13 protein-coding genes and 2 pseudogenes are annotated in these 22,600 nt (G+C 72.5%); all 15 read right to left on the reverse strand.

The features are described from left to right. Positions 1-248: 248 nt before the first annotated feature. Positions 249-1,688, reverse strand: coding sequence for an alkaline phosphatase family protein (locus ACTIDRAF_RS0204000; RefSeq protein ID WP_016697422.1), 1,440 nt, complete (start codon positions 1,686-1,688; stop codon positions 249-251). After that, positions 1,685-2,890 carry a metabolite traffic protein EboE gene (gene eboE, locus ACTIDRAF_RS0204005; RefSeq protein WP_083886083.1) on the reverse strand — a complete coding sequence of 402 codons (1,206 nt, stop codon included), beginning with the start codon at positions 2,888-2,890 and terminating at the stop codon, positions 1,685-1,687. Before eboE ends, ACTIDRAF_RS0204000 begins: the two co-directional genes overlap by 4 nt. 5 nt (positions 2,891-2,895) lie before the next feature. Continuing rightward, the gene (locus ACTIDRAF_RS0204010) at positions 2,896-3,795 is read right to left on the reverse strand and encodes a TatD family hydrolase (protein ID WP_016697424.1); all 900 of its coding nucleotides are present in this window, start codon (positions 3,793-3,795) and stop codon (positions 2,896-2,898) included. A gap of 123 nt (positions 3,796-3,918) precedes the next feature. Then, positions 3,919-5,507 (reverse strand): annotated as a pseudogene (locus ACTIDRAF_RS27140) (EboA domain-containing protein); the annotation flags it as partial. Further along, on the reverse strand, positions 5,504-6,358 hold the full coding sequence (locus ACTIDRAF_RS0204020; protein ID WP_026065760.1) for an SCO3242 family prenyltransferase: 855 nt from the start codon (positions 6,356-6,358) through the stop codon (positions 5,504-5,506). The pseudogene ACTIDRAF_RS27140 and the gene ACTIDRAF_RS0204020, both read right to left, overlap by 4 nt. Before the next feature lie 278 nt (positions 6,359-6,636). Then, positions 6,637-7,836, reverse strand: a complete 1,200-nt coding sequence (locus ACTIDRAF_RS0204025) for an inositol-3-phosphate synthase (RefSeq protein WP_052168696.1) — start codon at positions 7,834-7,836, stop codon at positions 6,637-6,639. A 182-nt stretch (positions 7,837-8,018) separates the two neighbouring features. Next, on the reverse strand, positions 8,019-12,884 hold the full coding sequence (locus ACTIDRAF_RS0204030) for a ThuA domain-containing protein (protein WP_016697427.1): 4,866 nt from the start codon (positions 12,882-12,884) through the stop codon (positions 8,019-8,021). A gap of 386 nt (positions 12,885-13,270) precedes the next feature. Continuing rightward, on the reverse strand, positions 13,271-14,443 hold the full coding sequence (locus ACTIDRAF_RS0204035) for a Gfo/Idh/MocA family protein (protein ID WP_016697428.1): 1,173 nt from the start codon (positions 14,441-14,443) through the stop codon (positions 13,271-13,273). A gap of 133 nt (positions 14,444-14,576) precedes the next feature. Then, on the reverse strand, positions 14,577-15,632 hold the full coding sequence (locus ACTIDRAF_RS0204040; RefSeq protein WP_016697429.1) for a substrate-binding domain-containing protein: 1,056 nt from the start codon (positions 15,630-15,632) through the stop codon (positions 14,577-14,579). A 156-nt stretch (positions 15,633-15,788) separates the two neighbouring features. Beyond that, on the reverse strand, positions 15,789-16,727 hold the full coding sequence (locus tag ACTIDRAF_RS0204045; RefSeq protein WP_052168697.1) for an ABC transporter permease: 939 nt from the start codon (positions 16,725-16,727) through the stop codon (positions 15,789-15,791). Positions 16,728-16,882: 155 nt separating this feature from the next. Next, entirely contained in the window at positions 16,883-18,370 is a 1,488-nt protein-coding gene (locus ACTIDRAF_RS0204050; protein WP_026065762.1) for a sugar ABC transporter ATP-binding protein, read from the reverse strand. Between the two features lie 68 nt (positions 18,371-18,438). Then, the gene (locus ACTIDRAF_RS0204055; RefSeq protein WP_245533435.1) at positions 18,439-19,677 is read right to left on the reverse strand and encodes an ROK family transcriptional regulator; all 1,239 of its coding nucleotides are present in this window, start codon (positions 19,675-19,677) and stop codon (positions 18,439-18,441) included. A gap of 702 nt (positions 19,678-20,379) precedes the next feature. Continuing rightward, the gene (locus ACTIDRAF_RS0204060; RefSeq protein WP_016697433.1) at positions 20,380-20,775 is read right to left on the reverse strand and encodes a VOC family protein; all 396 of its coding nucleotides are present in this window, start codon (positions 20,773-20,775) and stop codon (positions 20,380-20,382) included. Between the two features lie 206 nt (positions 20,776-20,981). Beyond that, positions 20,982-22,097, reverse strand: coding sequence for an ROK family protein (locus tag ACTIDRAF_RS0204065; RefSeq protein WP_083886084.1), 1,116 nt, complete (start codon positions 22,095-22,097; stop codon positions 20,982-20,984). A 323-nt stretch (positions 22,098-22,420) separates the two neighbouring features. Continuing rightward, positions 22,421-22,600 (reverse strand): annotated as a pseudogene (locus tag ACTIDRAF_RS27145) (hypothetical protein); the annotation flags it as partial.

Raw genomic sequence — 22,600 nt, forward strand, 5'->3', positions numbered from 1 at the left:
CCCAGCCGCCAACAGGGCGGGACCGGCGGTGCCCGTCGCCGAGGGCAGTGGGTCCGCCAGCGCGGCCGGGGCGGCGCCGAGTGCGATCAGCAGGAACAGGAGCGGAACCGCCAGCAGGCTGCGGGACGTCGCGCGCATCAGTAATCCTCCGTCGTGTGATCAGCCGTCGTGCTCGCTGAGACACCGTGTAGATCCGACGCCGTCGAGTCTGCCGCTCCTGGCCCGCCGAAATCACCTGCCAATCGGGATCAATCCGCGTTGAGACCGGGAACCGAGCCGAGCGGCCACCGCGTCTTCGGCCCGCCGTCGAGGCCCTGGAGGCGCAGCATCACGTCCCGGACGTCGGTGGCGGCGACCCGGGCGCCCCGCTCCGCCGCCTCCGGTGCCGGCCCACCGGAGCAGAGCAGGACGGGTCCGTCGAGCGGGCTGTCCGGGAGGCGGCCGTGCGAACCGCTGACCGGGGACGGGTCGAGGGGCACCACGTTCATCGCGTAGCGCAGGCCGACCTTCTTCCTGATCAGGTTGCCCGCCGCCTTCGCCTTCACCAGCGGATCCTTCGGGTCCAGGAAGAGCTCGGCCGGGTCGTAACCTGGCTTGCGGTGGATGTCGACCCCCCTGGCGAAGTCCGGTGCCCGGTCGTCGTTCAACCAGTAGTAGTAGGTGAACCAGGAGTCGGGTTCGGCGACCACGACGAGTTCCCCCGCCCTCGGGTGGTCGATCCCGTACCGCGCCTGTTCCTCCCGGTCCAGGACCTCGTCCACGCCCGGCAGCTCGGACAGCAGGCGGCGCACCCTGGGCTGGTCCGCCGGATCGGCGACGTAGACGTGGGCCACCTGGTGGTCGGCGACGGCGAAGGCGCGGGACGCCCACGGGTCGAGGTACTCCATGCCGGCCTGCCGGTAGACCTCCAGCAGGCCCTCGCGGCGCAGCGCCCGGTTGACGTCCACCGGCCGGCGGACGGAGGTGATGCCGTACTCGCTGAGCACGAGCACGGTCGCCTCGGCTTCCTCGGCGTCGCGCAGCAGCGGGGCGAGCACGTCGTCCACCGCGCCCGCGGCGATGACGGCCTCCGAGGAGTCGGGGCCGAACCGTTGCAGGTCGTAGTCCAGGTGCGGGACGTAGACGGTCATCAGGTCCGGGGCGTGCCGGGCCAGGACCCGGCGGGCGGCGCCGACGATCCAGCGGCTGGAGTCGATGGAGGCCGTGGGCCCCCAGTAGTGGAACAGCGGGAAGTCCCCGAGGTCCGAGGACAGCTCGTCGTGCAGCGAGGGCGGCCGGGTGTAGCAGTCCGGGGACTTCCTGCCGTCGGCGTGGTAGACGGGCCTCGGGGTGACCAGCAGGTCGGTGGTGGCGCCCATCGCGTACCACCAGCAGATGTTCGCGGTGCGGTAGCCGGAGCGCAGTCGCCGCGCGGTCTCCCAGACCTTCTCCCCGTGCACCAGGCGGTTGTGCTGCCGCCACAGGTGCACCTCGCCGAGGTCCCGGAAGTACCAGCCGTTCCCGACCACCCCGTGCTCGGCGGGCATCAGCCCGGTGAGGAAGGTGCTCTGCGCGCTGCACGTGACGGCGGGCAACACCGTCCCCAGTTCCGCCTGCCAGCCGCGCCTGGCCAGTCTGGACAGCCCGGGCATGTGCTCCAGCAGCCGTGGGGTCAGTCCCACCACGTTGAGGACGATGAGCGGCTTCACCAGGCGGCCTCCTTGGGTTCTCCGGACGGCGGTGTCCGGCGTGGTGCGCGGTGCGGGGCGCGGATCAGGTTGTCCCGTGCCCAGTCGAGCTCGGCGGCGATGCCCTCCACCAGGTCGTGACCGCTCGACGACACCCCGGTCGGACGATCCGGTCGGCCGCCCCCGAGCGCGGTGGACGGCAGCACGCCCCAGGTGTAGGTCTCCACCTCGAGGTGGGGAGGGTGCGACTGGGGGAGCTCGTCGAGCGCGGCGGTCGCGGCCAGCAGCACGGGGGTGGTCGAGGCGAGCGGCGGCGCCGGGGTGGCGTGCAGCGGCACGTGGAAGTGCACCCGCCACGGCCCTTCGGCCGGCAGCTCGGTGAACGCGGCGGGCAGGTCGTCGACGCGGAGCACCCGGCCGTCGCCGGTGCGCTCCCGGACCTGGTGCAGGTAGCGGGGTTCCGCGAAGGCGGCCAACGCGCTCCTCGTCCCGGGGGCGGCCGGGTTCGGGACCTCCAGGGCGGCCGAGACCTGGACCTTGACGACGTCGAGCCCGGCCGCCCCGATCGCGCGGACCGCCGCGGCGGGCTCCGCCCAGGACACGGCGAGGTGGCAGGTGTCCAGGCACAGGCCGACGTGGGCGGGGTCAACCCGGCCGGCGAGCCAGCGCACCGCGTCGGACACGGCGTCGAGGCGGGAACCGGGTTCCGGTTCGACCGCGATCCTGATCGGGGGTGCCTCACCGGCCAACTCCCGCAGCCGGGTCGTGAGTTCGACGAAGGCGGCGGTGGCCACGGCGTCGTCCTGCTCGGACCACGGTTCCCGCCAGCCGAGGGGGAGGGTGGAGATGCTGCCGTGGCCGGCGTCGGCGGGCACCAGGGCGGCGAGCACCCGGGCGCAGTCCAGGGTGTACCGCAGACGGCGGGGGTCGGTCCACGGCGGTGCGAAGACCTGGTGCTTGACGACCGCGTCGTGGAAACCCCCGTAGGGGAAGGCGTTGAGGGTGACCACGTCGAGGCCCCGGGCGTCGAGCTCGGCCCGCAGCCGGGTCAGGCGGGCCGGGTCGGCGGCGAGGTGGCCGGCCACCTCCGCGGCCAGCCACAGCCCGACGCCGAGCCGGTCCTGCCCCAGTCGGTCGCGCACCGGTCCGGCGTACCGGTCCAGTTGGGCGAGGATTCCCGGCAGGTCCTCGGCGGGGTGCACGTTGGTGCAGTAGGACAACACCATCCTCAGACCGCGCCCCCTCCGGCCGGGGCGCTGGCCGCGTCGGCTCGGGCCCCGCGCAGGACGGAGTTCCCGGAGAACGTCGCGGAGTCGCCGGTGAAACCGGGGAGGGGGTCGAGCACGAGGCGGCCGCTCTGCCCGTAGAAGGCCACCGGGTTGTCCCAGAGCACGGTGGACACCAGGCCCTCGGCGAAGCCCGCCGCGCGCATCGCCTCGCCCGTCCTCGCCGTCTTGAGGGGGTCGGACCGGCCCCAGTCGGCCGCGGAGTTCACGAGCTTCCGGTCGGGGCCGTACCGGCGGAGGATCTCGACCATGCGGTGCTCGTCCATCTTCGTGTCCGGGTAGATGGAGAAACCCATCCAGCACCCCGAGTCGGCCACCAGCTCCACCGTGACCTCGTTGAGGTGGTCGACCACGACCATCTCGGGGTCGAGACCCGACTCCCGGACCACGTCGAGGGTGCGGCGGGTACCGGCGAGCTTGTCCCGGTGCGGGGTGTGCACCATCACGGGCAACCGGTGTTCCCTGGCCAGCTCCAGCTGGTGGGCCAGGACCCGGTCCTCCTCCGGCGTCATCGAGTCGTAGCCGACCTCACCGACGGCGACGACACCGTCCTTGGCGAGGTAGCGGGGCAGGACGTCGAGCACCTCGACGCACCTCGGGTCGTTGGCCTCCTTGGGGTTGAGCGCGATGGTGCAGTGGTGGCGGATGCCGAACTGGGCCGCCCGGAACCGTTCCCAGCCGATCAGCCCGTCGAAGTAGTCGGTGAAGGAACCGACGTTGGTGCGCGGCTGTCCCAGCCAGAACGCGGGCTCCACCAGGGCCCGGACCCCGGCCGCGTACATCGCCTCGTAGTCGTCGGTGGTACGGGAGGTCATGTGGATGTGCGGGTCGAAGATGCGCATCGGTCAGGCTTCCTCTCCGGGGTCGGCGGCGTCGGTCGGTCGGGCCCGCTCCGGCGGTCGCCCTCCTGCTCCGGTGTCCTCCCCCGGGCGGGGGCCAGCCGGGGGCCGGCCCCCGCCGGTGGCCAGCAGCGCCTCGGCGTCGGCGGGGACCACCCGGCCCGCTGCGCGTCGTTCGGCGGCGTAGTCGGCGACCATCCGCAGCAGCTCGGCGTCGGTACGTCTGGGGAGCTCGGCGACGGCGGCGAGCGGCACCTCCACGAACAGGCACTTCAGCACCCCGTGCCGCCAGGAGTGGTCGTCGAGGTGGGCCGAGGCGAACGGCCCCATCGCCGCGGCGACCAGCCGCACGTCGTTGGCGCGCAGCGCGTCCCGCACGGCGAGCAGACCGGCCGCGATGACCGGGTCGGCGGGGTCCGGGGCCCGGTCCGCGACCGCCACGAGGCCCCGCAGCAGGCCCCGCTTCTCGGCGTCGTCGCCGTAGCGGTACAGCTCCCGCAGCTCCCTGGCGAGCGCCTCCGGCTCGTCGGCCAGGCTGGAGACCAACGCCGAGACGATCAGGACCCTGGCCTGGTCGTCCACCGTGCCGTGCACCAGACCACCCGGGTCCTCCTCCGGTCGCAGCGCCGCGCGCCCGACCTCCCGGCCGACGGCGGGGAAGAGGGAGCGGACGGCCGTTGGGCTGCCGGTGACGCGGCGGACGGCCTCGGTCAGCCAGGTTTCCGCGTGGTCCTGCCCGGTCATGTCGACCTCCCGTCGTTGGGCTCGCGCCGGTCCCGTGCGGACGGCCCGGTGCTGGTGGGGAGCGCCGCCGTGAGAGCCGCCAGTGCGCGGCGCGCGGTGTCCGGGGCGCCGTGGGAGTGGCGGGGCAGCTCGACGGCGGCGATGCCCGCGTACCCGATCTCGGTGAGCGCGGCCAGGGTGGCGGGAAGGTCCAGCCGTCCCTCGCCGAACTCCAGGTGTTCGTGGACCCCGGGCAGCATGTCGTCGAGTTGCACGTTCGCCAGCAGCGGTCCGGCCCGGCGGACGCAGTCGGCCGCGCTGTCCGGCTCGACGGCGACGCAGTGTCCGACGTCGAGGGTGATCCGCAGCCACTCCGGTTCGCCGAGTCCGGTGCGCAGGGCGAGCGCCTGGTCCAGGTTCCACACCCGGTGTCCGGGCTCCGGTTCCAGGGCGAGGGGGGTGGAGCGGCGTTCCGCCTCGACGAGGACGGGCCGGAGGTTGTCGCGCAGGCGCCGCCAGGCGAGGTCTCCCGGTGCGGCGGCGCCCGGCCCGGCTGGTTCGCCGGCACCTGGCGGTTGCGGTTCCCCGGTGCCGGGTTCGGCGACGCCCGACCAGCAGGAGACGCAGTCCGCGCCCAGGCCCTCGGCGACGCGCAACGCGCGCCTGAGGAAGTCGACCCGGGGCGCGGCGTCGGCGGACACGAGGGTCGGGTGGTGTTTGCGCCACGGGTCGAGCAGGTACCGGGCGCCCGTCTCCACGACGACCCGGAGGCCGAGGTCGGCGAGGGTGGCCGCGACGCGGTCGACCCGGGCGCCGAGGTCCGGGGCGAAGGGGTCCAGGTGCTGGTGGTCGAGGGTGAGCGCCACCGCCTCGTAGCCGAGGTCGGCGATGACCCGGAGCGCGTCGCCGAGCCGGTGGTTGGCGAAGCCGTTGGTGCCGTACCCGAGGGTGAAGGCGGCGCCGCCGGCACCAGGGGTCCGCACGCCGGTCATGTCTGGCTCACCCGCCTGGCCAGTCGCCGTCCGAGGGGCACCAGTCCGACCAGGGCCGAGGCGACGGCCAGCGAGCCCTTCCTGGCCACCAGGGCCGCCTGCAGGGGGATCATGCCCCTGATCCCGACTCCGGTGGCGGCCCTGGCGTTCGCGGCCGAGGTGTCCCTGGCGGCGGTGAGTTGCGCGGCGCCCACGGTGCGGGCGTAGCCGCCGGCGGCGAGGACCGCGCCGGCGCGGTGCCACCCACCGCGGGCCGGGCCGAGCACGGCGAGCGCGGCGGACGCGGCGGTGGTGGTGAGGGCGAAACCGGCGGCGACGCGGCTGGTGCCGTGCACCTCGCCCTGGGCGAGGGTGGTGACACCGGCGGTGTGGGCGGCCATCGCCCACGCGCCCGGTGCCGCGGCCCGGGCGGAGCGGGACCCGGCGCCGAGCAGCACGTCCAGCCCACGGCAGACCGCCATCCCCAGTGGCGCGGCCGGAGTGTTCTTGAGCACCGTGTCGTAGGTCCACACGGCGGCGGCCAGCGGCACGGCGACCCGGAGGGAGTCACGGCCACCGCCCAGGGCCGCGAGGGCGAGACCGGCGCCGGTGAGGGTGGTGGCGACTCCCAGCGCCGCGCCGGGGCTGATCCGGCCGGAGGGGATCGGACGTTCGGGTCGTTCGACGGCGTCGAGGTCGCGGTCGGCCCAGTCGTTCAGCGCCATCCCGGCGAGGTAGAGGGCCGCGGAGGACAGGGGAAGGCCGAGCCGCCGGCCGGTCAGTGGGCGCCCCGAGGCCGCGGCGCCGACGGCGGTGTCACCGAGGACCGAGAGCGCGGCGGGCAGGCGGACGAGTTCGGCGAGAGTCCGCAGGCGCGTCACCGCGCCGTCCTCCGAGGATCCGGTGTGGACCGGCTTCCGCGCTGGGTGGACCGCCCCGCCGACCCGGTCGGCCTCGGCGTCCCCGGGCCGGCCGCGCGGGTCGGAGCCGGGTGCGGTCGGACCGGCCGGCCCCTCGGCGGGGATGCTGGTCGTCCGCCCACGTCCGCCGGCGTCGGTGCTCGGCGCGGCGTCTCCCCCGGCGGTCCCGTCGGCGGCATGGGCCGTGGGCGAGGGCCCGGGGGGTGTGGGGTGGTCGCGGGGAGCGGGGCTCATCGGGCCTCCCCCTCCCCCGCCGCCGGGAACGCGAGATCGTTCGCCCAGCTCAGCAGTTGTCGGTACTGCTCGCCGAGCCCGTGCTCGGGGTTGCCGTCCGGGTCCTTGAAGAAGAAGGCCAGCGCGCCCAACGGTCCGCTGTGGCCGGCCGCGTGCGCGGCGGCGGTCAGCCGGGTCAGGTCCAGCACGAGCGGAGCGGCCAGCGCGGAGTCGTAGCCGGTCCACGTGACCTGCATGGTCATCCGCGCGCCGAGGAACCCCTCGAAGGACACGTGGTCCCAGGCGGTCTTGACGTCACCGAGGTCCGGCACGTTGTCGATGTGCAGCGGGGCCGTCACGTCCTCGCCGAGCAGGGAGGACAGCACCCCGGACTTGGACTCCAGCTTGCTGGCCGCGGACCTGGGGTCGGCGAGGGTCGCGCCGTCCCCCCCGCCGAGCAGGTTCGTGCCAGCCCAGGACCGCACCCGCAGTGCCCTGGTGGTGAACATGGGCGCGAGCGCCGTCCGGAGGAGCGTCTCCCCCGTCTTGCCGTCCGACCCGGCGTAGGGCAGTGCGCGCTCCGCCGCCAGCTCCCGTAGCGCCGGGAGCCGCATGCCGGTGGACGGGGTGAAGTCGACGTAGGGGCAACCGGCGAGGAGCGCCGCGTAGGCGGAGAGCGAGCTCGGTGGCAGGGGCGCCCGCTCGGGGTCGGACAGCGCGGCGGCCAACGCGGCGGGGTCCCGGTGTTCGGGCAGGAGCGTGACGGGGGCCTCGGTGGAGGACACGTTGACCACGACGACCCGCTCGAGCGCGTGGCGGTCGGCGAAGTCCCGGAGGTCGTCGGCGAGACGCCGCGCGGCGTCGGCCTGCGCTCCCCGGTGGGAGGCGGGGTCGTACCCGACCCGGATCTCGGCGTCGACGGCGGTCAGGCCGGGCTGGATCGAGGGCAGCAACCGGTGGGGCAGCAGCCCGGCGTCGGCGAGCAGTTCGGCCTTCTTGGGCAGGCACGTGCTCACGATGTCGTGCCCACCGACGACCACCTCGTCCCAGGCGGGCAGGGGGCACGCGGAGAACGCGGGCAGTTCGGTCACGCACCCGGTGGCCTCGACCAGGCCGTGCCGTAGCGCGACGAGACCGCTGACGGCGGTGGTGGCCACCGAGCCCCTGGCTCCGATCAGCCACAACCCGGTACGCCCCGGTCTTCCAGTGGTGTTCATCGTCGAACCCCTTCCTTGCGGCGCACGCGGCTCGCCGAGCGTCCCGTCGAGTCCGCTGGGGCGGCGCGGCGCTGGTGACCTCGTTCGAGGAGACCGCACCGCGCCACCGACCAACAGCAGGGTGTGCGGTGGCTCACATCCGCTGGCGGATATGAGCCACCACGGCGGGTGACCGCCGGTCGTCAGTCGCGGTCGACCGCGTTGACGGCCATGTCGAGCACGGCCACCCCTTCGATGGAGGCGATGATCGCCTCCGCGTCCCGCACCAGCACCGAGCGCACCTCGGCGTCGCGGACCAGCTCGGCGTCCCCGGCCAACGCGACGAACTCGCGCAGCTCGTTGATCGCCCCGAGCTCGTCCCCGGTCGCCTCGGCGATCCTGGCGGCGGTCAGCTGGCCCGCCAGGGCGGCGTGCCCGCTCAGCGACAGCCGGTTGGTGAGCCGGAACCTGTCGACGAGCTGACCGACGTCCCGCAGCGAGGTGGTGGTGGCGAACACCAGCGACTGCTCGGCGGTGTTACCGGCGTTGTCGGTCGCGCTGACCGACAACGTGTGGGTGCCCAGGGCCAGCTGGTAGAGCGGAAGCACCCGGCCGGACAGCACCGCCTCCCCGTTGAGCGTGCCGCTCACCGAGTCGATCCCGGAGGTCTCGTCCTCGGCGTGCCAGGACAGCACCAGGTCGGTGGCGTTGCCGTAGACGACGCCGTTGGCCACTCCGGACACCAGCAGCGTCGGCGCGGTCGCGTCGATCATGATCGTCGCGGCCTTGTCCGCCTCGACGTTCCCGGCGACGTCCACGGCCCGGTACCGCAGGGTGTGCTCGCCGTCGCCGCTGACCTGGACGGCTTCGGTGTACTCCGTCCAGTTCTCCCCGTCGAGGGTCCACTCCACCCTGGCCACCCCGGACGTCCCGTCCTCGGCGGCGAGCTCGACCACGACGTCCGCGTCGTGCCAGCCGGCCTCGTTCGGGTCGGCGAAGTCGGCCGTGGTCAGCGGGGCCGTGGTGTCGACCCGGATCTCGGTGGCGCCCGGGTCCTCCATGTTGCCGGCCACGTCAGTCGACCGGTACTCCACGGTGTGGACCCCGTCACCGGGCAGTGCGAACGGCTCGGTGTACTCGGTCCAGTCGCCGTCACCGATCCGGTACTCGGTGGTGGCGACGCCGCTGCCCTCGTCGCTGGCCTCGAGGGTGATCTCGGGCGAGGTGACGAACCAGCCCTCGGCCCCGTCGGCCTCGGCCGGGTCGGTGCTCAGGGTGGTGGTCGGCGCCTCGGTGTCGACGATCTCCCGGATCTGGACGTTCCGGAAGTAGACGTCGTCGTCGTCACCGTGGTTCTGCAGGCCGATGTGGCCGCTGGTGAGGTCGCGGTCCGGGTGGGTGCTGGTGAAGTCGTTGATCAGCACGTCGTTGAGGTAGACCTTGATGGTCTGCCCCTGGACCACGATCTCGTAGCTGTTCCACTCCCCCTCGGGGTTGAGCGCCTCGTCGCGGGCCTCCAGGTCGGCGCCCTGGAAGCCGTAGATGGCACCGGTGGTGCGGTCCGGCTCGTCGGTCGGGTCGATCTGGATCTCGTAACCGTGGTTGACGGCGAACCACGGGTCGTCACCCGGGTCGGGGAAGCCGACGAAGACACCGGAGTTGTCGTCGCCCGGCATCATCCAGTCGAGCTTGAGGCTGTAGGCCCCGAACTCCTCCTCGAACCAGTACAGGCCCATGCCCCCGGTGGACAGGATGGTGCAGTCCTCCTGGAGCACGAACTCGCCGGGGCCGGCCTGCTTCCAGCCGCCGAGGCTGTCCTCGGTGCCGTCGAAGAGCATGCGGTAGCCCTCCTCCGGCTCGGCGGGCTCGCAGCCCGGTTGACCAGCACCGGGGTCGGCGACGCCGTCGCCGTGGAAGTGGATGATGTCGACGTCGAAGAGCGCCTCCGGACCGTCCCCGGTGAACACGAAGTACAACGCGTTCGTGCCGCCAGGGTCGGTGATGTCGACCGGGCCGACGGTCTCGAAGTTCTCCCAGCCTCCGGTGTTGGGCACGTCGACGCTGCTGATCACCTCACCGTCGGGCGCACCGACCCGCACCTCGATGGTGCCGCCGATGCCACCGGAGGCGATCCGGAAACCGATCTGGTCGACCTGGTGCAGGTTCACCGGGTCGACGGAGATCCAGTCGCCGTCGTGGATGTCGCCCACGACCCGGCCGCCGCCGGCGCCCTCCTTGCTGAGCACCGTGACGCCCTCGCTGTCGGTGAAGAACTCGGCCTGCTTGTTCTTCAGCTGGAGGACGACCTCGTCGGACCCCGTCAGCGGGGGCAGGTCACCGGCACCGTTGTCGGTGTAGCTGGCGTTGATGATGCCGAAGACGTTCGCGTCGTCGCCGTGCCCACCCTCGCCGGGGGTCTCGATGAGCCCGCTGCAGCCGTTGACCCGGGTCAGCGGGTGACCGTGGCTGTCGTGCCCGAGGATGTACTCGACGACGACCCTGGAGCAGTCGATCTCGCCGTCCTCGGGGTCGGTGACCGTCACCTCGAAGGGCACCCGCTCACCGAAGGCGAAGACACCGCCGTGCACCGGGGCGTGCAGTTCCACCACGGGGGCGGTGTTGCCCACCGAGATGGAGACCGCCGCGGTGCCGACCCGCTCGTCGTCGTTGGTGGCGCGCAGCCGGGCGGTGTAGACGCCCTCCTCCGTGTAGGTGTGCTCCGCCGTGGCGCCGGTGGCGGTCGCGCCGTCACCGAACTCCCACTCGAAGGCCAGCTCGCCGCCGGCCGGGTCGACCGAGCCGGCCGAGTCGAACTCGACGGTCAGCGGCGCGTGGCCCGAGGTGACGCTGGCGCTGATGTTGGCCACCGGGGTCCGCTCGCCACCGGTGTAGTCGATCCGGTAGAGCGCCGAGTCGTCCGAACCGCCGAACCACTCGCTGCCGTAGTCGAGCACGTACAGCGAACCGTCCGGTCCGAACTCGATGTTCATCGGCTGGACGAGGTCCATCGAGTCGAAGAACGGGTTGATCTTGAGCAGGTTGCCCTCGGCGTCGTGGTGGAGTTCCTTGATCCAGCCACGTCCCCACTCGTAGGCGAAGTTCTTGCCGTCGTAGTACTCGGGGAACTTGGTGTCGGACTCCAGCTCGGGGTCGTACCGGTAGGTCGGCCCCCCCATCGGGGACTCACTGCCCGAGCCGAAGGCCGGCAGCGAGCCGCCGCTGTACTCGATCCAGGCCGGCACCGACGGCGGCAGCTCGGTCAGGCCCGTGTTGTTCGGGCTGTTGTTGACCGGGTTGTCGCAGTCGAACTTCGGCCCGGACTCGCCGGTGGCGAAGTCGTACTCGTTGTAGGCCTGGTTGTCGCCGTGGCAGTAGGGCCACCCGTAGTTGCCCGGCTCCTTGATCAGGTTGAACTCGACCAGGCCCTCCGGCCCCCGGTTCGGGTCAGCCGAGCCCGCGTCGGGACCGTAGTCACCCAGGTAGATCCAGTCGGTCTCCCGGTCGATGGCGAACCGGAACGGGTTCCGGAAGCCCATGGCGTAGATCTCCGGCCGGGTCTTGTCCGTCCCCGGTTCGAAGAGGTTGCCCTCCGGGATGGTGTAGCTGCCGTCCTCCTGGACGGTGATCCGCAGCAGCTTGCCCCGCAGGTCGTTGGTGTTGGCCGAGGAACGCTGCGCGTCGAAGGCCGGGTTGCGGTCGGGGCGGATGTCGATGGGCGTGTAGTTGCTGGAGGCGAAGGGGTTGGTGTCGTCCCCGGTGGACAGGTAGAGGTTGCCCTCGGAGTCGAAGTCGATCTCACCGCCGGCGTGGCAGCAGATGCCCCGGTCAGCCTCGACATGCAGGATCTCCTGCTCGCTGTCCAGGTCGAGGGTGTTGTCCTCGGTGAGCTTGAAACGGGAGAGCGTGTTGTGCCCGATGAACGGGGCGAAGTCCTCCGCGGTGCCGTTCTCCGGCGCCTCACCCGGCGGGGTGTCCAGTTCCGGGGAGTAGTAGAGGTAGACCCAGCGGTTGTCCTCGAAGTCCGGGTCCACGGCGATGCCCTGGAGGCCGTCCTCGTCGTGGTCGTAGACGGGAATGCGACCAGCCAGCTGGTTCAGGCCGTCCGCCGTGGTGTGGAACACCCGGCCGTCGCGGGCCGTGTGCAGCACGCTGCGGTCCGGCAGCACGGTCAGCGCCATCGGCTCACCGGCCTGGTCCGCGCCCTTGGCCAGGGTCACCTGGTCGAAGGAGGAGTCGACGGTCGCCTTGCAGTCGGCGTCGACGACCCCGGCGGCCGTGCGCAGGCCACCGAGCAGGTGTTCCAGGAACGCGGGCTCGGAGAACGACTCGATGGTGTGGCCACCGCCGGTGTACCAGGAACGGCCGCCGTCGAACTCCTGGCACCAGGCGATCGGGTGGTCGTGGCCCATCGCACCGCTGCCGGCGTCGTAGCTGTCCTCGTCGAGGGCCGCCAGGACGTGCACGTCGCCACGCGGGTTCTCCTGGAAGTTGTACCACTCGTCGGTCCGCACCCACTCCTCGTCGAGGTGGGCGGTGGAGGGGTGGACGTGGTCGGTGACGACCGTCGTCGCCTCCTGGATGTGCGGGTGGGAGTCGAAGTAGGCGCCCACCAGCTCGCCGTACCACGGCCAGTCGTACTCGGTGTCCGACGCGGCGTGCACGCCCGCGTAGCCGCCGCCGCCCTGGATGTAGCTCTCGAAGGCGGCCTGCTGCTCGTCGTTGAGGACGTCACCGGTGGTGGAGAGCCAGACGACGACGTCGTAGTGCCCCAGGTTCTCCTCGGTGAAGTCGGCCGCGTCCTCGGTGTGGTCCACGTGGAAGCCGTGTTCCGCGCCGAGCTCCTCGATGGCGGCGACGCCGGCCTCGATGGAGTCGTGCCGGAACCCGGCGGTCTTGGAGAAGACCAACGCGTGGAAGTGGTCGTCGTGCTCGTGGTCGTCGCCCGGGTGGTCGTGCTCGTCCTCGTCGAAGACCGGGAAACCGATGGGGGGTTTGGGCTGGAACGTGTTCGCGGCCGAGCCCGCCTCGGCCGGCTGGTCGGCTGCCACCGCGACCGGGGCCGCGGCCATCGCGCTGCCACCCAGCGCGGTCAGCAGCGCCAGCGACAGGATGCCGGCACGGGCCGCCGTGCCCCCGAATCTGGTTCTGTGCCCGGTGGTCGCGGAACTCCCGCCGCGCCCCCGTAATGATCGTCGCACTGGTATGTTTCTCCTGTTCTCACCAAGGTTCGTCGCCCGAACAACTGCGCGTTCTCGACGAGCCGGGGACTACTCGACGTTGAGTGACAACCTCCTTGTTGCGCTTCCCCGTCGCGGTGTGAACCCACCCTCCCGGTGGCGGCCGGGGCAGGTGTTCCGTGGAGCCGCCGGGGCTCCTGGTCTCCGGCCCGGCTCCCTCGCGGAGCCGGGCGGAAGCGTTCTCGCCGACCTGCTCGGCCGGCTGGTCTCGTGGTCGACTACGGCACCGCGGTCCAGCGGGAGTCGGCGGCGGCGCTCTCCTCCACCGCCCGCAGCACCCGCTGCACCCGCAGGCCCTCGGCGAAGCTCGGCTCCGGCTCGGTCCCCGTGCCCACCGCCGTGAGGAAGTCCGCGGCCTCGTGGGTGAAGGTGTGCTCGTAGCCGAGTCCGTGCCCGGGCGGCCACCAGGCGCCGAGGTAGGGATGGGTGGCCTCGGTGACGAGGATCCGGCGGAAGCCGCCTTCGGCCGCGTCGATGTCCTCCTCGTGCAGCCACAGTTCGTTCATCGACTCGAAGTCGAACGCGAGGCTGCCGCGCGACCCGTTCACCTCCAGTCGCATCGCGTTCTTCCGGCCCGCCGCGAACCGGGTCGCCTCGAAGGTGGCGACGGCGCCGCCCGTGAAGCGCGCGAGGAAGAGGGCCGCGTCGTCGACGGTGACGTCCCCGTACTCGGTGCCGGCCGAGGCGGACAGCCCCGCCGAGGAGGTGGCCACCGGCCGGCGGCGGACGAAGGTCTCGGTGATGGCCGAGACACCGGTGATCGTCTGCCCCGTGACGTACTGGCTCGCGTCGATGATGTGCGAGCCGATGTCGCCGAGCGCGCCCGCTCCGGCCTTGGTGCGGTCGAGGCGCCAGGTCAGCGGGGAGTTCTCGTCGGTGAGCCAGTCCTGGAGGTAGACGGCGCGCACGTGCCGCACGGTGCCGAGGCGGCCGTTCGCGACCAGCTCGCGCGCCAACGCGAGGGCCGGTACCCGCCGGTAGTTGAAGGCGACCATGGAACGGACCCCGGAGGCCGAGGCCCGCTCCGCCGCGGCCACCATCGCCTCCGCCTCGTCCACGGTGTTGGCCAGTGGTTTCTCGCAGAGGACGTGTTTGCCGGCGTCCAGCGCGGCGATCGCGATCTCGGCGTGGGTGTCCCCCGGCGTGCAGATGTCGACCAGGCCGATGTCGTCCCGCTCGACCAACCGCCGCCAGTCGGTCTCCACGGCCGACCACCCCATCCGGGCGGCGGCGGCCTCGGTCCTGGCCTGATCACGGCCCGCGAGTGCCACGAGTTCCGGTACTACCGGCACGTCGAAGAACCGGTGGACGGTGCGCCAGGCCTGGGAGTGGACGGCACCCATGAAGGAGTACCCCGCCATCCCGACGCCGATCGTCTCGCTGGCTGCCATGCTGTGATCCCTCACCTTCTCGATGTCCTCACGATCTCGGCGTGGCCGGGAGGACTACCGTGCTGGCCTCCGCCGGTGGTGGCCGGCTGGTGCCGTCCGGGACGGAGCCGCGCCCGCGCGCGGACCGCCCCGGTCAGGACGCGAAGCCCACGTCCCGGTACTCCGCGACGTTGTCGCTGGTGACCACTGCCGAGTAGGTGGTGATGGACGCCGGGATCTCGTGCTCGGCCATGTCCCCGAGGCCCTTGGCCTGTCCGAGGAGGCGGGCCAGCGAGATCGCCGAGGCGCACATCGACGGGCTGTAGAGGACCGTGGCCTTGACGACGCTCTCGCCCGACTCGATCCGGTCCATCATGTCCAGTGAGCCCGCACCGCCGACCATGATGAACTCGTCGCGCCCGGCGTTCTCGATGGCGGCGAGCACACCGATGCCCTGGTCGTCGTCGTGGTTCCACAGCGCGTCGAGCGAGCTGGCGGACTGGAGCAGGTTGGAGGTCTGCCGCTCCCCGCTCTCCACCGTGAACTCGGCGGCCACCCGGTGCGAGACCTCGAAGCCGTGCCGGGCGAGCGCGTCGGCGAACCCCTGGCTGCGTTCCTGGGTCAGCGGCAGGGAGTCGATACCCGCGACCTCGGCGATCACCGGGTCGTCCTTGCCCTGCTCCCGCATCTGCTCGGCGATGTAGTCACCGGCGTTGACGCCCATCCGGTAGTTGTCGCCGCCGATCCAGCAGCGGTAGGCCAGCGGGCTGTCGAAGACCCGGTCCACGTTCACCACGGGGATGCCGGCGTCCATCGCCTGCTGGCCGACCGAGGTGAGCTGCGCTCCGTCGTGCGGCAGGATGACGAGGACGTCGACGCCGTCGTTGATGAGGGTCTCGATCTGCGCGATCTGCTGGCTGGAGTCGTTGGTGCCCTCGGTGGCGGTGAAGGTGACGTCCTCGAACGCCTCGGCCTGCGACCTCGCGTAGGCGGTCATGGCCGCCATCCACCCGTGGTCCGCCGCCGGCGCGGAGAAACCGATCGTGACCTCGGGCCCGGGTTCGGCGTTGTCGCCGGCGCCGACGTTGACGTTCTGCGGCGCCTCCTGGGCGACGTCGTTGGAGGTGCAGGCGGACAGGACGACCCCCGCGCCGAGGGCGGTGCCACCGAGCAGGAAGCGGCGGCGGGCGAAGAGTGGCTGTCTTGACATCGAGGACTCCCGAGCACGAGACGTGGACCGCCGGACTGGGCGGCGGCGGACCTGGGGTGTGTTGGCCGCCGACGGCTCACGGGCCCGCCGGCGTTCGTCGCCGGCGGACCTCGCCGGGACGGGCGGCGGTGACCGCCCCGGCGACGAATCGCGGTGCTAGGTCGTTCGGGGGTGGTTCATGGTGCGGTACTGCAACAGCACGGCCACCACGATGATCACGCCCTTGGCGATGTTCTGGATGTCGGTCTCCAGGTTGTTCAGCGTGAAGATGTTGCTGAGCACCGTGAAGATCAGCACGCCGATGAGGGTGCCGAGGAGGCTGCCCCGGCCACCGGTCAACAGGGTGCCGCCGATCACGACGGCCGCGATGGCGTCGAGCTCGTAGTAGAGGCCGTTGGTGGACGCGCCCGAGGTCGTCCTGGCGGCGACCATGATGGCGGCGATGCCGCAGCACAGGCCGGCGAGCCCGTAGACCATGGCCACGTGCCGCTTCACGTTGATGCCGGCGAGGCGGGCGGCCTCGGGGTTCCCCCCGACGGCGAAGGTGCGCCGGCCGAAGGTGGTGCGGTTCAGCAGGACCCAGCCGGCCGCGAAGACCAGCAGGAACATCCAGACCAGGACCGGGATCCCCAGGAAGCTGCCCCGGAAGAAGTCCAGGAACGCGGTCTCCCTGATCACCTGCGTCTGCCGGCCGCTGATGCGTTCGGCCAGGCCCCGGGCCGCCACCATCATCGCGAGGGTGGCGATGAAGGGCACGACCCTGCCGTAGGCGATCAGCAGCCCGTTGACCAGGCCGGCGCCCAGTCCCACCAGGAGGGCGCAGAGCACCATCACCCCCACCCCGTAGGACTGGGTGGCCACCGTCGTCATCCACACGCTGGCGAGCGCGACCATCGATCCCACCGAGAGGTCGATCCCGGCGGTGGTGATGACGAAGGTCATGCCCACGCTGACCACGCCGATGGCGGCGGCGAGCCGGAGGATCGTGGACAGGTTCCCCTCGGTGAGGAACGCGTCCGGCCGGGTCAGGTACCCGACGACGCACAACAGGACCAGCACCGCGAACAGTCCCGTGAGCCGGACGTCCAGACGCAGCCCACCGCCCTTCGTGGCGGCGGGGGCGGTGGGCTGCGGTGCGGACCGCCCGTCTCCGCCGGTTCCACCGGCGGAGCTCGGAGAGCCCGCAGTCTCGTTCGGGGACCCGCCCTCGGCGCTGCCGGCGCCGAGCACCGAGCCCGGCTTGTCGTCGGTCACGCCGCACTCCCTTCCATCACCAGATCAAGCACGTCGGCCTCGGTCAGCTCGTCGGCGGGCGCCTCGTGGACGATGTCGCCATCCCGCAGCACCAGCACCCGATCAGCCAGGCCGAGCACCTCCGGGACCTCGCTGGAGACCACGACGACCGCGACGCCGCCGGCGGCGAGCTCGCGGATCAGCCGGTACAGCTCGCTGCGGGCACCCACGTCGACTCCCCTGGTCGGTTCGTCGAGCAGGAGGATGCGGCAGCCGTGCACCAACCAACGGGCCACCACGGCCTTCTGCTGGTTGCCACCGGAGAGCGTTCGGATGAGGCGCCGGGGGTCCGCCGGTCGCAGGTCCAGCTCCCGCAGCTTCTCCGTGGCGTCGTCGATCTCCCTGGCGCGCTGGGAGAACCCGAAGCGGCTGTACTCCGGGAGACTGGCCAGGGTCACGTTGTGGGCGACGGGGAGGTCGAGCAGGAGTGCCTGGCTCTTCCGCTCCTCGGGCGCCAGTCCGATACCGGCGCGCACGGCTGCCGGGACGCTGCCCGGCCGGAGCGGCTGACCGTGCACCAGGACCCGGCCGCTGTCGGGTTTCCTCGCCCCGAAGACCGTCTCCAGGATCTCGCTGCGCCCCGCGCCCACGAGCCCCGCGATGCCGAGGACCTCGCCGGCGTGCAGGGTGAAGTCGATGTCCCTGAACTCGCCCCGGCGGGTGAGCCCCTCCACCCGAAGCGCCTCCACCGAGTCGTCGGCGGTGTGCTCCTCCCGCCGGGGGAAGGCCGCGTCGACCCGACGACCCGTCATCAGGGACACCAGCTCCGAGGTCGGCGTCGTCCTCGCGTCGAGGTTCCTGGCGACGGTGCGCCCGTCCTTGATCACGGTGATGCGGTCACCGATGCGCCGGAGCTCCTCCATGCGGTGCGAGATGTAGACGACGGCCACTCCGGACGCGGTGAGGTCCTCCACGACCCGGAACAGGTTCTCCGTCTCGTCGGCGGCGAGCGCCGCCGTCGGCTCGTCCATGACGATGAGCCCCGCGTCGTGGGCCAGTGCCCTGGCCATCGACACCAGTTGCTGCCCGGCGGCGGACAGGCTGCCGACCTCGCGGTGCGGGCGGATCTCGGGGTGACCGAGGCGGGTGAGCAACCGGGTGGCCTCCGCCGCCGCCGTGCGGGCGCGGGTGAACCCCCAGCGGGACCGCCAGTGGCCGAGGAAGATGTTGTCGGCCACCGACAGGTCGGGGACCAGGTCCAGCTCCTGGTACATGGTGGCCACGCCGAGCCGGAGGGCGGCGACCGGTGACGGCAGCCTGGCCTCGGTCCCCCGCCAGGTGATGACCCCCTCGTCGGGTTGGTGCGCGCCGGCGAGGACCTTGATGAGGGTGGACTTCCCCGCTCCGTTCTGGCCGAGCAGGCAGTGCACCTCGCCGCGCCGCACCTCCAGGTCCACTCCGTCCAACGCCCGCACCCCGGGGAACACCTTGACGATCCCCTCCATGCGCAGCAGCACCTCGCCGGTCTCCTCCTGGCCGGTGGCGCGCGGCCCCGTGGGCCCGTCGGTTCGGCTCATGCCGGTGCCTCCGTCGGTTCGCTCGCCACCACCGGGGCGAGGGTGGGGTTGTCCATCACCGTCCGCATCGCGTGCTGCGCCCCGCCTCGGATGGCGGCGGTGAACCCGAGGGTGGACGGCAGGATCGCCGCTCGGGCGGCCTCGGGGGAGAGGACCCGGGAGGCGATCTGGATGCGGGCGTGCTCGACCAGCCACTCGTACAGCTCCGCGAAGTAGCCGCCGAGCACGACGGCCGCGGGGTTGAGGACGTTGATCAGCAGGGCGAGGCCGACCCCCAGGGCGTCCCCGACCTGCTGGAGGGCGTCGAGGGTGCGGCGGTCACCGGCCTCGGCGCGGCCCCGGATGATGCGCAACCGGTCGGACACCGCGAGGCTGGGATCCCGCACCGGGTCGTCCGGGCTGGACATCACCTCGAGGAGCGTGCCCAGGTCGATCTGCCGCTCCCAGCAGCCCCGGTTTCCGCAGGGGCAGGACGGGCCGAGCGGGTCGAGCGAGAGGTGGCCGACCTCCCCGGCGAAGCCGGACGCGCCGCGCACGGGCACCCCCGCCGCGAGGAGGCCCGCCCCCACTCCGCTGCTGCCGACGATGCAGAGCAGGTCGGCGGTGCCACTGGCGGCACCACTGGTGTGCTCGGCGAGGGCGGCGAGGTTGGCGTCGTTGTCCACCGCGCACCGTTCGAGCGGGAAGTCGACGCGGGCGGCGAGCCCGTCGACGAGGGCGATCTGCCGCCAGCGGAGGTTCGGGGCGAACCGCACCACGCCGGCCTGGGTGTCCACCAGCCCGGGGACGGCGACGGTGATGCCGGCGGGCCACGCGCCGACGGCGGCGACCGTGGCGAGCATCGACCTGGCGAGTTCAGCGAGCTGGTCCAGGCACCGTTGCGGGCCGAGTTCCACCACCCGGAGGGGCACCAGCTGCTCGGTGATGACCGTTCCCGCGAGGTCGAGCACCGTGGCTCGCAGGTACTCGAGGTTGATCTCGAGGCCGATGCCGCACACCGACCCCGGCGACAGCTCCACCAGCTGCCCAGGGCGTCCCTGCCGGCCGGCGGTCAACCCTGCCGCCCGCACCAGGCGGCGGGACTCGAGTTCGCTCACGAGGTTGGAGACGGTCGCCTTGCTCAGCCCGCTGAGGGCGGACAGCTGCGCCCGGGACTGCTGGCCGTGTTCACGCAGGGTCCGCACGACCAACGCGAGGTTCGCTCGGCGCAGGCCGGCCTGATCGGCCGGCGGCACGTGACCGTTCCGCACAGCAACCTCACTTCGTTGGGTGGTTCATCAAAGTAAGGTGGTACACATCACTGGTCAACCCCTTCGGGCGATCAAGATCCCAGGTTTTCACTCGTTCGGCCCAGATTTCGGCCGCTACTTTGCCATTTTGCGCGCAAAAGTATGCTCAGTTTAAGCGTTTCGACAAGATCCGCTACCGCGCTCGCGCCCGGGGCGGAACCCAGCGCCCCGCTCGGGTCACCCAGCCGGTCCACCCGCGCTCCGACCTGGGGAAACCGCCGGGACCACGGGGCGGGGGAGCTGGCGCACCGCGGACCGGGCGAGCGGCGATGGCTCGTCACGTCCGGAGTCGGCCTCGGCCGCGCTCCCGAGGGGGAGGGGCGAAGCCCCGGGGCGCCAGCTCCGGACCGGCCGGCCTCGGGGTGCCGGGGGACCGGCCCGCCCCCGCAGGGCGGCGGGAACCGGTGGCGCACCGACACCGGCGGACCAGCACCCTGTCGTCACCGGTTGGGCCAACCCACCGCCACCTGCCCCGGCACGGCCGACCCCTCGGCCCCGCCCCGCACGGACGCGGGGCCGGCGGAGCGTCCCCCTGGCGTCCCCGCTGGTCCGCACCCCTGGTGGTCCGGGGCTCCGCGCACCCGGGCCGGGCAGCCGCCCCGACGGCGGTCGAGCTCGCGCCGCCGGGGCTCGACACCATCGACGTGATCAGCCGCCCGCGTAGGTGCCGAAGCTCCATTCATTGCCCTCGGGATCACGCACGGTGAACCCCCGCGCCCCGTAGTCCTTGTCCTCCGGAGCCAGCACGACCTCGGCGCCCCCCGCCACGGCCTGGTCGAACAACTCGTCCGGCGTGTCGGTCACCAGGTACACGGCGGCACCACCCGGCCGGATCGCATGCCCCTCCCCGGCACTGGCCGAACCGAGCATCACCCCGCCGCCCTCCGGCCACAGCAACTCGGCGTGCACGACCACGTCGGGGGTCTCGCCCGGGTAGACGACGTTCTCCTGGAAACCGAACGCGTTCACCAGGAACCGGATACCGGCGGGCGCGTCCTCGTAGGCCAGCACCGGCCAGACCAGGGTCTTGTTCTCACCAGGCATGCCACCAGGATGTGGGCTACCGGCGGCGGTCGCCCGGCGCAGGGCGCCCCGTCACCCGAGCCAGGGAGGGGCGCACCGCGCCCCCGAACCGGTTCGCCGTCACCCGGCCCGGCGCCGGGAGCGTGGGGCGTTGCGGACCTCACCAGGAGCCGCGCCCGAGCACGTTCGGCCGCCCGGGCGCGGCTGGTCGAGGCGCGGCCGGTGGGCTAGTGCGTCAGGGCGAAGGCGCGCTCGCTGGCCGACCAGGCCGCGCCGATCACCGCGGCCTGGTCCCCGAGCTCGGACAGCACGATCGGGAGGTTCCCGGTCGCCAACGGCAGGGACCGCCGGTACACGGCACTGCGGACCTCGGCCAGCAGCTGGTGGCCGAGACCGGCCACACCGCCTCCGATGACGACCATGCCGGGGTTGATGAAGCTGACCAGCGAGGCGATGACCTGCCCCAGCCGCCTGCCGCCCTCCCGGATCAGGTTCACCGCCGCGAAGTCCCCGGCTCCGGCGGCGGCACCCACGTCCTGGGCGGTCAGGCTCCCCCGCTCCTCCAGGAGCTCGGCGAGCCGCACTGAGCGGCCGCTCCTGGCCAGGGTCAGCGCGTCCCTGGCCAGGGCGGCACCACCGAAGTAGGCCTCCAGGCAGCCGACCTCCCCGCAGGCGCAGGCCGGCCCGTACTCGTCGATCCGGACGTGGCCGATGTCGCCGGCCGTTCCGGCCACTCCCCGGTAGACGCGGCCCCCGAGGACGATGCCGCACCCGATGCCCGTGCCGATCTTGACGAAGATCAGCTCGTCGAGGGACTGGGCGACGCCCGCGTGCCGCTCCCCCATCGCCATCGCGTTCACGTCGTTGTCGACCGCCACCGGACGGCGCCACCGGCTCGCGAGCTGGTCACGAACCGGGAAGCGGTCCCAGCCCGGCATGATCGGGGGTGCCACCGGCAACCCCTCCCGGAAGCTCACCGGACCGGGGAGCCCCACCCCGGCCGCCAGCAGCCTCCCGGGGTTGCTGCCGAGCACGACGTCGGCCAGCGCTGCGACCCGTTCGAGCACCGCCACCGGACCCGTGCGGACGTCGCAGTCCTCCACCACATGGGCGAGCACGTCGCACCTGGGCCCGGTCACCGCCACCCCCACCGAGGTGGCGCCGATGTCGACCGCGAGCAGGCGCAGGTCGGAGGCCAGTCGGACGAGCGTGGACCGCCGGCCGCCCCTGCTGGCGGCGGGGCCACCCGACTCGACCATGCCCGCTTCCGCCAGCCGGCTGACCTCGGCTGTCAGGCGGGCACGTGGCAGTTCGAGCCGTTCACCCAGCTCGACCCGGGACATCGGTCCCTCGTCACGCAGCAGCGCCAGCAGTCGGGACTGCTCCACGGTCTCCACTCTCAACGACTGCTCACCGGTTGTCGCGGTCACTTACGGACTGTATCCCCTCGACGGTCGACCGCCCCCCGCGTGGTGGAGCGGGGCCGACACCGTGGAACGGGAGGCGCTACGGCGAGCACCCGGTGCCGGCAACCGTTGTCGCCGCACCGTTCCGACGAACACCGCCCGCCCCCGGTTCCCGGGGGAACGCACCACCGCCCACCCGTGCCCACCCCGGGCGCCACCGACGGGTGGCACCGGCCTCGCCCGGTGTCGCTCCCGCCCGCTCAGGCGGAAGGCGGGTCCAGCCGGGTCCGCAGCGTGGCGGCGAACTCCTCCGCTCTCGAGAGCTGCACCCGGAGCCTCTCGACCTGCTCGGTCGCCGCCCGTTCGTAGCTCCGCACCCGGTCCACCAGCGTGGCGCGTTCCTCGGCTGTCAGCCCGCCGCCGGCAGTGGCGGCGGCGAG

The sequence above is a fragment of the Actinoalloteichus spitiensis RMV-1378 genome, assembly GCF_000239155.1.
Taxonomy (GTDB): domain Bacteria; phylum Actinomycetota; class Actinomycetes; order Mycobacteriales; family Pseudonocardiaceae; genus Actinoalloteichus_B; species Actinoalloteichus_B spitiensis.